11 protein-coding genes are annotated in these 11,505 nt (G+C 66.8%); 5 read left to right on the forward strand and 6 right to left on the reverse strand.

All coding sequences use genetic code 11. The features are described 5' to 3' along the window. Positions 1–7 precede the first annotated feature (7 nt). From BM172_RS05475 to BM172_RS05485, 3 genes are read left to right on the forward strand one after another with little or no spacing between them, the layout of a single operon-like run. A complete protein-coding gene (locus BM172_RS05475; protein WP_026636347.1) occupies positions 8–874 on the forward strand; it encodes a fumarylacetoacetate hydrolase family protein in 867 nt (288 codons plus the stop codon). A gap of 48 nt (positions 875–922) precedes the next feature. Then, entirely contained in the window at positions 923–2,251 is a 1,329-nt protein-coding gene (locus tag BM172_RS05480) for an enolase C-terminal domain-like protein (RefSeq protein ID WP_026636346.1), read from the forward strand. A 13-nt stretch (positions 2,252–2,264) separates the two neighbouring features. Further along, complete coding sequence (locus BM172_RS05485; protein WP_026636345.1) at positions 2,265–3,404, forward strand: alpha-hydroxy acid oxidase; 1,140 nt, start codon at positions 2,265–2,267, stop codon at positions 3,402–3,404. A gap of 10 nt (positions 3,405–3,414) precedes the next feature. On the opposite strand, the gene BM172_RS05490 is transcribed toward BM172_RS05485, so the two are convergent. From BM172_RS05490 to BM172_RS05510, 5 genes are all read right to left on the reverse strand, one after another. Further along, positions 3,415–4,176 (reverse strand): ABC transporter permease, encoded by a 762-nt coding sequence (locus BM172_RS05490; protein ID WP_026636344.1) that lies wholly within the window; start codon positions 4,174–4,176, stop codon positions 3,415–3,417. Further along, positions 4,173–5,120 carry an ABC transporter ATP-binding protein gene (locus BM172_RS05495; protein ID WP_026636343.1) on the reverse strand — a complete coding sequence of 316 codons (948 nt, stop codon included), beginning with the start codon at positions 5,118–5,120 and terminating at the stop codon, positions 4,173–4,175. The genes BM172_RS05490 and BM172_RS05495 overlap by 4 nt, the downstream gene beginning before the upstream one ends. Before the next feature lie 259 nt (positions 5,121–5,379). After that, the gene (locus BM172_RS05500; protein WP_026636342.1) at positions 5,380–5,694 is read right to left on the reverse strand and encodes a hypothetical protein; all 315 of its coding nucleotides are present in this window, start codon (positions 5,692–5,694) and stop codon (positions 5,380–5,382) included. Positions 5,695–5,717: 23 nt separating this feature from the next. Beyond that, positions 5,718–8,504 (reverse strand): glycoside hydrolase family 31 protein, encoded by a 2,787-nt coding sequence (locus BM172_RS05505; RefSeq protein WP_026636341.1) that lies wholly within the window; start codon positions 8,502–8,504, stop codon positions 5,718–5,720. Positions 8,505–8,949: 445 nt separating this feature from the next. After that, complete coding sequence (locus BM172_RS05510; protein WP_143096468.1) at positions 8,950–9,774, reverse strand: hypothetical protein; 825 nt, start codon at positions 9,772–9,774, stop codon at positions 8,950–8,952. 237 nt (positions 9,775–10,011) lie between these two features. Here BM172_RS05510 and BM172_RS22100 point away from each other — a divergent pair, with 237 nt between their 5' ends. Continuing rightward, on the forward strand, positions 10,012–10,443 hold the full coding sequence (locus BM172_RS22100) for a hypothetical protein (RefSeq protein WP_143096469.1): 432 nt from the start codon (positions 10,012–10,014) through the stop codon (positions 10,441–10,443). On the opposite strand, the gene BM172_RS05515 is transcribed toward BM172_RS22100, so the two are convergent. Further along, positions 10,440–10,904: an SRPBCC family protein gene (locus BM172_RS05515; protein WP_051548963.1), complete on the reverse strand. Its 465-nt coding sequence runs from the start codon at positions 10,902–10,904 to the stop codon at positions 10,440–10,442. The genes BM172_RS22100 and BM172_RS05515 overlap by 4 nt on opposite strands. Before the next feature lie 144 nt (positions 10,905–11,048). Between BM172_RS05515 and BM172_RS05520 the strand changes: the two genes are divergently transcribed. After that, the gene (locus tag BM172_RS05520) at positions 11,049–11,462 is read left to right on the forward strand and encodes a hypothetical protein (protein WP_026636339.1); all 414 of its coding nucleotides are present in this window, start codon (positions 11,049–11,051) and stop codon (positions 11,460–11,462) included. Positions 11,463–11,505: the final 43 nt, after the last annotated feature.

Genomic DNA, 11,505 nt, shown 5'->3' on the forward strand with positions numbered 1-11,505 from the left:
ATCGAACATGAAACTGGTCCGCTACGGCGCCCACGGCAACGAGAAACCCGGCCTGATCGACAAGGACGGCGCGCTGCGCGACCTGTCCGAGCACGTCGCCGACATCGATCCCTACGTGCTCGGCCGCGAAGGCCGCGCCCGCCTGGCGGCGATCGATCCGGCCAGCCTGCCCGAGGTGGAAGGCACGCCGCGCTTCGGCGCGCCGGTGGCGCCGGTCAGCAAGATCATCTGCGTCGGCATGAACTACGCCCGCCACGCCGCGGAAACCGGCCAGCCAGTGCCCGCGCAGCCGGTGCTGTTCATGAAGGCCACCACCGCGATCATGGGTCCGAACGACGACGTGGTGATCCCGCGCGGCTCCACCTGCACCGACTGGGAAGTGGAACTGGGCGTGGTGATCGGCGAGACCGCGCGCGACGTCTCGGTCGACGAGGCGCTGGCGCACGTGGCCGGCTTCATCGTGATCAACGATCTCTCGGAGCGCGAGTTCCAGCTCGAGCACGGCGGCCAGTGGGTGAAGGGCAAGAGCTGCGACAGCTTCGGCCCGCTCGGCCCCTGGCTGGTCACCATCGACGAAGTGCCCGACCCGCAGAACCTGCACCTGTGGCTGGAAGTGAACGGCCACCGCTACCAGGACAGCAACACCAGCGACATGGTGTTCGGCGTGGCGAAACTGGTCAGCTATATCAGCCGCTACATGACCCTGCTGCCTGGCGATGTGATCAGCACCGGCACGCCGGCCGGCGTGGGCCTGGGCCTGAAGCCGCCGACCTACCTGCGTCCCGGCGACGTGATCGAGCTGGGCATCGACGGTCTCGGCCGGCAGCGCCAGCAGGTCCGCGCCCATCCGGCCGATGCATCCGCGGCGCGCTGAGCGCCGCACACCTACACATTTCTCTACCGGCATCGGGAGGCCGGCCGCATGGCGAAACACGCCCCGGTGAAGATCACCGCGCTCGACACCTACGACATCCGCTTTCCCACCTCGCGCCAGCTCGACGGTTCGGACGCGATGAACCCGGATCCGGATTACTCCGCCGCCTACGCCGTGCTGCGCACGGACGATCCGGCCCTGGCCGGCTATGGCCTGGCCTTCACCATCGGCCGCGGCAACGACGTGCAGAAGGCGGCGCTCGATGCGTTGCGTCCTTATGTGGTCGGCCTGACGCTGGACGAAGTGACCAACGACCTCGGCGGCTTCGCCGCGCGCATGGTCGGCGACTCGCAGCTGCGCTGGCTGGGGCCGGAGAAAGGCGTGATGCACATGGCCATCGGCGCGGTGATCAACGCCGGCTGGGACCTGGCCGCCCGCCGCGCCGGCAAGCCGCTGTGGCGCTATATCGCCGAACTGACGCCGGAGCAGCTGGTCGCGACCATCGACTTCCGCTACCTCAGCGACGCGATCACCCCCGACGAGGCCCTGCAGATGCTGCGTGCGGCGGAACCGGCCAAGTCCGCCCGCATCGAGCAGCTGCTGGCCGAGGGCTACCCCGCCTACACCACCTCGCCCGGCTGGCTCGGCTACACCGACGAGAAGATGCTGCGCCTGGCCCGCGAAGCGGTGGCCGACGGCTTCCGCACCATCAAGCTCAAGGTCGGCCTGAGCGTGGAAGACGACGTGCGCCGCTGCAGTCTGGTGCGCCAGACCGTGGGGCCGGACGTGGCCATCGCGGTGGACGCCAACCAGCGCTGGGACGTGCACGCCGCGATCGACTGGCTGCGCCGCCTGGAAGGTTTCGACCTGGCCTGGATCGAGGAGCCCACCAGCCCCGACGACGTGCTCGGCCATGCCGCGATCCGCCGCGCCGTGTCCGTGCCGGTCTCCACCGGCGAGCACACGCAGAACCGCGTGATCTTCAAGCAGCTGTTCCAGGCCGGCGCGGTCGACCTGGTGCAGATCGACGCCGCGCGCGTCGGCGGCGTCAACGAGAACCTGGCGATCCTGCTGATGGCGGCCAAGTTCGGCGTGCGCGTGTTCCCGCATGCCGGCGGCGTGGGCCTGTGCGAGCTGGTGCAGCACCTGGCCATGGCCGACTTCGTGGCGATCACCGGCCGCAAGGACGATCGCGCGATCGAGTTCGTCGATCATCTGCACGAGCATTTCGACGACCCGGTGACGATCCGCGACGGCCATTACCTCGCGCCCACCGCGCCGGGCTTCTCGGCACGCATGCACGAGAGCACACTGGTCGAGTACCGCTTCCCCGACGGCCCGGTGTGGAGCGAGCAGACGGTCGCGGCGCTGCACTGAGGGGAGCACCAGCATGGCCACGCCGATCACCAACGTGCTGGACCTGCGCGAGCTGGCGCGCCGCCGCGTGCCGCGCGCCTTCTTCGAGTACGCCGACCGCGGCGCCTATGACGAGGTGACCCTGCGCGGGAACCGCGCCGCGCTGGAGAGCATCAAGTTCCGCCAGCGCGTGATGATGAACGTGGACCAGCGCTCGCTGGCCACCAGTGTGGTCGGCCAGCCCATCTCGATGCCGCTGGCGATCGCTCCCACCGGCCTCACCGGCCTGCAGCACGGCGCGGGCGAGATCCTCGGCGCGCGCGCCGCGACCAAGGCCGGCATTCCGTTCTGCCTGAGCACGGTGTCGATCTGCTCGATCGAGCAGGTGCGCGATGCGGTGCAGGCGCCGTTCTGGTTCCAGCTCTATGTGATGCGCGACCGCGGCTTCGCGCGCGACCTGATCCGCCGCGCCAGCGACGCCGGCTGCTCGGCGCTGATGCTCACCGCCGACCTCACCGTGCAGGGCCAGCGCCATCGCGAGATCAAGAACGGCCTGAGCGTGCCGCCGAAGATCACCCTGCGCAACCTGTTCGACGTCATGAGCAAGCCGCGCTGGGCCTGGAGCATGCTGCGCGCGCCCAGCCGCTCCTTCGGCAACCTGGCCGGCCGCATCCAGGGCACCGACAGCCTGACCACGCTGGCGCAGTGGATCGCCAACCAGTTCGATCCCACGCTGAACTGGCAGGACCTGGAATGGATCCGCGAGCTGTGGCCCGGCAAGCTGATCCTCAAAGGCATCATGGACGAGGAAGACGCACGCCTCGCCGCTGCGCACGGCGTCGACGCGATCGTGGTGTCCAACCATGGCGGCCGCCAGCTCGATGGCGCGCCGGCGAGCATCGAGGTGTTGCCGCGCATCGCCGACGCCGTGGGCGACAAGCTCGACGTGCTGTTCGACGGCGGCATCCTCAGCGGCCAGGACGTGCTGAAAGCGCTCGCGCTGGGTGCTCGCGCCGGCCTGATCGGCAAGGCCTTCCTCTACGGCCTGGGCGCGCTGGGCGAGGACGGCGTGGCGCGCACGATCGAGATCATCCGCCGCGAGCTGAGCGTGAGCATGGCGCTGACGGGGCAGACCGACGTGCGGCGGATCGGGCGGGACGTGCTCTGGCGCTAGGCTGCGCGCGCTACGAACGCAGCTTGTAGCCGGTGCGGAAGATCCAGGCGATCGCCACCGCGCAGACCAGCAGGAACGCCACGGTCATGCCCGCGCTCAAGACGACATTGACGTCGGACTGGCCGTAGAAGCTCCAGCGGAACCCGCTGATCAGGTACACCACCGGATTGAACAGCGCGACCTTCTGCCAGAACGGCGGCAGCATGCCGATCGAATAGAACGCGCCGCCGAGAAAGGTCAGCGGCGTGACCACCATCAACGGGATCACCTGCAGCTTCTGGAAGTCGTCGGCCCACAGGCCGATGATGAAACCGAACGAGCTGAAGGTGACCGCCGTCAGCAGCAGGAAGGCCACCATCCAGAACGGATGCAGGATGCTGTAAGGCACGAAGAAGCGCGCCGTGAGCAGGATCAGCAGGCCCAGCATCACCGATTTGGTGGACGCCGCCCCGACATAGCCGAGCACCGCCTCGAGCGGCGAGACCGGCGCGGAGAGCAGCTCGTAGATGGTGCCCGACCACTTCGGCAGGTAGATGCCGAACGAAGCATTGGAAATGCTTTCGTTGAGCAGCGACAGCATGATCAGCCCGGGAATGATGAAGGCGCCGTAGCTGGTGCCGCCGATCTCGCCCATGCGCGAGCCGATGGCGGTACCGAACACGATGAAATACAGCGAGGTCGACAGCACCGGCGAAACGATGCTCTGGGTGAGCGTGCGGAAGGTGCGAGCCATCTCGAAACGGTAAATGGCGCGAACGGCGGGCAGGTTCATCGCGTTCCCCGTACCAGGCTGACGAAAATATCTTCGAGCGAACTCTCCAAGGTGTGCAGGTCCTTGAAGTCCACGCCGCGATCGCCGAGCTTGCGCAGCAGCACGGCGATGCCGGTGTCCTCGCCCTGGGCGTCGAAGGTGTAGGTGATGGTCGCGCCGTCGTCGGCCAGCTCCAGCGCGTACTCGTCCAAGCCCTGGGGCAAGGCCTGGATCGGCGACTTCAGGCTGATGGACAGCTGCTTTTTCCCGAGCTTGCGCATCAGCGCGCGCTTGTCTTCCACCAGGATCAGCTCGCCGCGCGTGATCACGCCCACGCGATCGGCCATTTCCTCGGCCTCCTCGATGTAGTGCGTGGTGAGGATGACGGTCACGCCGGTGGCGCGCAGCCGGCGCACCATCTCCCACATGTCGTGGCGCAGCTCCACGTCCACGCCGGCGGTGGGCTCGTCCAGGAACAGGATGCTCGGCTCGTGCGCCAGCGCCTTGGCGATCAGCACGCGCCGCTTCATGCCGCCGGACAGCGTCATGATTTTCGCGTCCTTCTTTTCCCACAGCGAGAGATCGCGCAGGACCTTCTCGATGTGCCGATCATCGCGGGCGCGCCCGAACAGGCCGCGACTGAACCTGACCGCGGCCCACACCGTCTCGAACGCGTCCGTCGACAGCTCCTGCGGCACCAGGCCGATCTTTGCCCGCGTGAGGCGATAGTCGCGCAGCACATCGTGGCCATCGGCGCTCACCGTGCCGGCGCTGGGCTTGACGATGCCGCAGATGATGCTGATCAGCGTGGTCTTGCCCGCACCGTTCGGGCCGAGCAGCGCGAAGATCTCGCCGCGGCGGATATCGAGGTCGATCGACTTCAAGGCCTGGAAGCCGCCTTTGTAGGTCTTGCTTATGCCCCGGACGGAAACCGCGTGCGGCGTTGGAGTGGCCTGTTCGGTCATGGCGTTCCTTGGGTCGGCGGGTGGCAGCGCCGGTGGAGTCTACGCCGAGATGGGGTTGTCTTGGCCAGGGAACCAGGGCCAGCGGCTGTACAAAGCCTGCGTAGGTTGGGGTGAGCCAACGGCGAACCCCAACCATGTGGTGCGTTGGGTACGCCATGTTGGGGTTCGCCTGTGGCTCATCCCAACCTACGCCAGGCTCCATGCGATTGTTGGCACCGATCGGCGCGAAGGGCAGACAACGCAATAGGGACCGGGCAGTTCATTCGTTGCCTGCGCGCACGTCGCTGATATCGACAATCCCGGTGATGGTCAGCACGCGCTCATACGCGCCGAGGTTGCAGTAACGGCCCTTTTTGCTCAACCGCCCGCGAACCGTGACATTCGCACGCACGGTTGCGCTCTGCATTCCCAACCGTTCGGCCAACTGGGCGCTATGGACACATAGCGGCGCGCCACCGCCGGCGGGCGTCAAGGCGGAGCTCTCGAAATTCTGGAAATACTCGCCACGGTAAGTCCGCTCCATCGAGGTGGCGCAACCGCCTAGAGCAACGGCGCACAGCGCGGCAAGCAGCATGCGCTGCAAAGCGTCACGTCCGCTCAATGCCAACTCAAGTGCACTGCTTCATGCACCGAACGCGTTGGCACCGTCGCCGTTGCCACACCCTCCTTGGCATTCCAACGCCACGCCGGCCCGGGCTTGCCGTTGACGCTCAACGCACTGGGCTTCTTCGCCATATGCACGCGCAGTTCGTACGCGCGTCGCTGCACCTGCCCTTTGAATTCACCCTGAGCCGCATCGATGGTCAACTCGTTGCCGCCATCCTGCCCGGTGGTGTGGTGCATCGCGGTGATGGCGTGGCCGCCCTGGTCGTAGTCCAGCGAGATGCCGTCATCCTCGTACAGCGAGAAGCTGCCGTCGCCATCGCCGAATACGTGCAGGATCAGCGTATCCAGCGGCTTCGCATCCGAGTAATCGCTCGGCGGCTGCATCGGCACGATGGCGCCGGCGCGGGCGAATACCGGCATGTCGTCGACGGCGTAGCGCGCAGTGAACGTGCTGTCGCCCTGGTAGCGCTTGCCCTTGAAGAAATCGACCCACTGCCCCGGCGGCAGATACACCGTGCGCTGGCCGCTGGCCTCCAGCACCGGCGCCACCAGCAGGTCGTCGCCGAAGAAATATTCGTACGGCTGCTTGTAGGCTTCTTCCAGCTCCGGCTGCTGCAGGTACAGCGGCCGCAGCAGCGGCAGCGAATCCTGGTGCGCCACCCAGGCGTAGGAATAGATATAGGGGATCAGCTGGGTGCGCAGGGTGAAGTACTTGCGCATCAGTGCCATGCCTTTTTCGCCATACAGCCACGGCATGCGCGTATTGCCCTCGCGCGGGTTGGCGTGCGCGCTGTGCATGCGCAGCAGCGGGCTGAAGGTGCCGAACTGGATCCAGCGTGCGTAGAGGTCGAAGTCGAGCTTCGCGCCGTGGAAGCCGCCGATGTCGTGGCTGATATAGGGCACCAGCACGTTGCCGCCGCGCGCGGTGAATGCCACTTCATAAGCCAGCACCGGCCATTCCGAATAGGTATCGCCGGTGAAGAAACCGGGATAGCGCTGGCTGCCCCAGTCGCCATAGCGGCCGAGGATGAAGGCGCGCTTGCCGGTGGCCTGCGCGCTGAAGTCGTAGAACACCTTGTTGGTCCAGAACTGCGGATTGAGGCCCGGCATGCCGGTCGCCCCGCCGCCGCCGTCCACCCACCACAGGTCCACGCCCTGGCGCATCAGCGGTTCGTGCAGGCGACGCATGAAGATCTCGGCCTCGCGCTGGTTGGACAGGTCGAAGGCGATGCGCTCCGGCGGATGCACGTCGCGCAGCGCCACCGGCCCGCGCAACAGTCCGCCGCCGCCGCGGCCGGGCTCTACGCGCAAGGCGATGTGGAGCAGGTCGCCGGGCCTGGCCACGGCCGCGATGTCGGTATAGGTGAGCCGCTGCGGCCATTGGACCTGACTGTGCTGAAGCTCCTGCCCGTTGACGAAGACGCGGTAGCTCTTGTCCACCTCGCCGAGCACGAGATAGAGCGTCTTGGGCAGGTCGGCCGGCAGGCGCACGTCGGCGCGGTACCAGGCCACGCCGGCGTAGTTCGGCTGGCCTTGTACCTGCCACGAGCGGTCGGCCTGGATCGCCTTCCAGTTGCGCGCGTCGAAATCCGCCGCGTACCACTTCGCGTTCACGCCGACGTCGCGCGGATCGATGGCGAAGCGCCAGCGGCTGGACAGGTCCAGGTCGAACGACGGCCGCACCAGCGGCGGCTTGCCCAGGTCCTGCAGCACCGCCGGCGCATGGCTGTCGTCGAAGGAAAGGATGCTCTCCTGCGTATTGGCGTAGCCGGGATGGTCGTTGAGACCGAGCTTTACGCCGCGCCCGTGCAGCCAGGTGATGAAGCGGTCCGGTTGCGGGATCAGCGGACTCCAGTCGTAGCCGCCGTCCCAGCCGTAGTTGTGCCAGGCGAAGTCCAGCACCAGTGTGTCGAACGGGATGCGCGCATTGCGCAGGCGCGTCACCTGGTCCTCCAGCATCTTCTGGTTGTAGCGCTGGAAGGCCGGCTGTCTGGCCTCCGCGGTGCCGGGGAAGTATTCGAAGTTGAAGTCGGTGATCCACGGACCGAGCACGTAGCGCGGGATCATCGGGATCGCACCGCTGAGCTGGGCGTATTCGCCCAGCGCCTTGCGGTAGTCGCCGCCGTAGGCAAACAGGTACCAGTCCTGTTCGTTGCGCTCCTTGCGCGGCTCGATCCACTGCGTACCCGCGTTCCACAGCGGCGTGCCGCTGTCGTCGACGAAGGCGTAGCCGCTGCGGCTGAGCAGGCCGGGCCTGGCCTGCTCCAGCTTCACCTCGATGCCGGGAATCACGTTGTTCACCGGGCTTTCCAGCGGATTGCCGGTGAGGTTGGCCTTGCTGATGTTGTCCAGCGAATAGGTCAGGCCGCCGAGGTTCTGCGGGTCGTCGGCGCCGGGATGCCATTCGCCGGGCTTGCCGGCAGGCCTGGTCTCGTTCCAGCTCACCTTGAGGTTGGTGGCGTTGAACGGGCCGGAATTGAGCCGGTAGCGCAGGGTCATGGCGTCCGTGCCGGCCACCAGCCAGCCGTTCTCGCGCGATACGTGCACGGTGACCGGCGCCCAGTCGCGCTTCTTCATCACCGCGGTCGGCGCGTCCACGAAGGCGCCGCCCGGCGAATACTCCATGCGCACCAGGGTCGGCGTGAGAAAGGAGAAGCGGGCGTGGTCGGCCACCACCACCGGCTGTCCGGACTTGACCGGCGCGCTGGTGCAGGACGCCAGCCACAGCGATACCAGCGCTACCGGCAAGGCGCGCCAGGTCGAACGACGAAGAAGCATGCTCACATTCCCCCTACGGCAAGTCGGCGCGCGATGACACGGGAGGCGGCAGCGTCCTGCATGCCGCCAGGCCCCGGGAACGACCGGCGCATGGATACGGGCGAAAGCTAACTCAACGGCCATGACGGTTGGAGGTGGGGCCGCGGCCTTGGCGGGCATCTGCTGGGGCCGTCACATTCCTGGCGATGGAGGTCCGGGTCCCGTAAGGCCGGTGAGTGCCGGCCATGCGGGGGCGCGGCGGAGCGGCAAAAAAACACCCCCGAGATGCGCACCTCGGAGGTGAAAGGGTACGGCGTTGGAGTACCGCTGGAACACTCGAAGCCCGGGCCGCTCTGCACTCGAGCATCGAGGCCGCCACCATGACCGCAGCGAGCTCGACAAGGATGCGTAAACATCGAAGTCATCGCCATGGGGCGAACTCCGATTTACGCGTGCCGCATCCGCCTCAGCCATCCACGCCGGACACGGTGCCGGCCATTGGCCGATGCGATCGATGCCACCGGCCGAATTCCGTCTCGGAGGATGCCGGAGCCCTGCACATGCGCGGCGCGCTGCCGCCGGGCCGCGGCAGCGCGGATATGGCGCGATCCCGCGCATCGCGGGCGCTGCGTTCGTCGATCTTCACCATCAGGCCATCGGCGATCTCCAGCCGCGCCACGACTCGGCTGCCGTCCATGAATTGCACCCGCACGCTGACGGTCGGACTGCGCGCGTCGTCCACCGTATGCAGATAGGCCAGGCTGCGCCGGGTGATGCCCAGGTCCAGCGGAATCCTGCGCAGGATGTCCGCCTGCACATAGCCCTCGAAGAAGCGGCGCTGCCGTACGTCGCCGAGCACGTCGTAGACCGAGACGGCCGGGTCGGGATAGTCGAAGACCGGGATCGCCTGGCGGTTGAAATAATCGGAGGCGTCCCGCGCCGCATCGACGATACGCAGCGTGTAGGTCTTCTTCCAGCCGGCCGGTGCGGCATCGTGGAAGCGCAGCAGCTGCGCGAACGCCGATTCGATCTCCGGCTCCGTCCCTTTGCGCCGCACGTCGTAAGGCACCGCCTGCCCCCAGCTGCGCGCCACGCCGTACTTATGCAAGCTGCGCGTGGACGGGTCGCCCACATAGACTTCGGACCAGGTCCGGCCGTGATCGATGCGCGCCAGCATGGTTTTTTCCTGCTCCGGCGTGCATCGGTCGCACCAGTACAGATCGGCCGACACGGCCTCTACCGAAACGAACAGGCACGCTCCAAGGGCCATACCCGGAAGCCGGCCGATCATGTTGTCCTCCTCGCATGCCGATGACCTGCAACACTCTTCCCTTTCGCCGGCGGCAACGTTCCATCAGCAGCGGCAGAGAAAACAATCGGCGCAATCCAAAACACTAGGAAATGGATAAAGCACCGCAGGCGTGGAAAGCGACCGGTCTCAGCGAATGACTAAGCCTCAGCATGTGGCGCAGCGATGGAATTTTCCATTGAGTAAATTCCTAAACTCGACGCCGCATCCACCGACCTCATGACCGCCCTCCCCGACCTGCGCCCCTGCAGCCCCGACGATCTGGCCGTCTGCATCGCCCTGTTCGAAGGCAACGTGCCCGATGATTTCGGTGCGCACGAGCGCACGGATTGCCTTGCCGGCATCGACGAGGAGGGCACGCGGTATTTCGTGCGCGAGGATGCCGACGGCGCCCGGCGCCCTGCTCGGCTGCGGCGGCTATGCGGCCCATCCGCGGGCAGGAACCGCCGGCCTGGTGTGGGGCATGATCCGTTGCGACCTGCACGGCCCTGGTCCCGGCACGCGCCTGCTGGCCGCGCGACCGGCGCGCATCCGTGCGCAAGGCCGTTTCACCTGCGTGCTGGTCGAAACGACGCCGATGAGCCAGGGCTTCTTCGCGCGCTTCGGCTTCGCCGTGAGCGCGTCGAAGCGGATGGGTTCGGTGGTGGCTAAGACCTGGTGGAGATGGATCTGTCCCTGTAGAACGATGCCGCCTGCCGGCCGATCGCATCGAGCGTGCCGCCCCAGTAGAAGGCCAGGTGCCTGAAGATCACCTCGGTGGGGAAGCCGCTGGCCTCGAAATCGAGCCGGGTCCGTTCGCCCATCGCGCTCAGGCGGAACTCGAAGACCGTGTAGCTGGCAGGATAGTCGGGCAGCCGGGATACCGAGCTCAGATGCGTATAGCTCAGCCGCATCGGCGGCTCGAACGCGAGCACCGTGCCGCGGTTCTCGAAGCGACCGGTGTGGACGCCACGCACGCTCACCTTGCCACCGACACGCCAGTCCGCTTCGACTTCAAGCTTCATGGCCGGCTCGCCCATCCAGGCGCGCATCAGCTCGGGCTGCGTCAGGTTTTCCCAGACGATCGCCACGGGGGCGTCGATGATGGTGGACTCGACGATTCGTTCGGACATGGCATCGTCCTAAAGCCGCAAAGGAATCATCCTAGCGTGGCTGGCGCTATGTCATAGTCCAAATCCTAAGCAGATGCCGCAGCCTGGACTGGCACGTGGCGCTGCTTTCCCACGCCCCGAGCCTCAGGACGAGTTGCCCCCCGGATGGAACCGACACCCTCGCTGCTTGCCACTTCGACCGCTCTCCATTTCGCCCGATGGCTGATCGGCCTGATGGCGGCCGGTGTCGTGCTGACCGCCATGGATATGGCGTTCCATATCCTGCCCGCCTATCCGGCGCTGCAACCCGTGCGCCATGGCGCTCTACCGTGGCAGCTCGCCTATGTCGCCTGTGCGCCGATCGGCCTGGCGGTGTTGCTGCTGGTGCGGCGCCGGCCGACATTCGCCTTCAGCCTGTCGCTGGTATTGCCGGTGCTGTTCTGGCTGGCGCGGATCTATCTGTGGAAGCAACTGGGCTGGATGGCATATGCCCTGCCCATCGTGCCGTTCCTGATCGCGCACGAGGCATTCGGTGCACGGAAAGCCGGTGCCGCCGCGGAAGCCGGCCGCCAGGCCTGAGCTTCCACGCTAAGCCGGCGCTAATGCGCCGGCTGGATCATTT

The sequence above is a fragment of the Dyella marensis genome (assembly GCF_900112865.1).
GTDB lineage: Bacteria > Pseudomonadota > Gammaproteobacteria > Xanthomonadales > Rhodanobacteraceae > Dyella_D > Dyella_D marensis_A.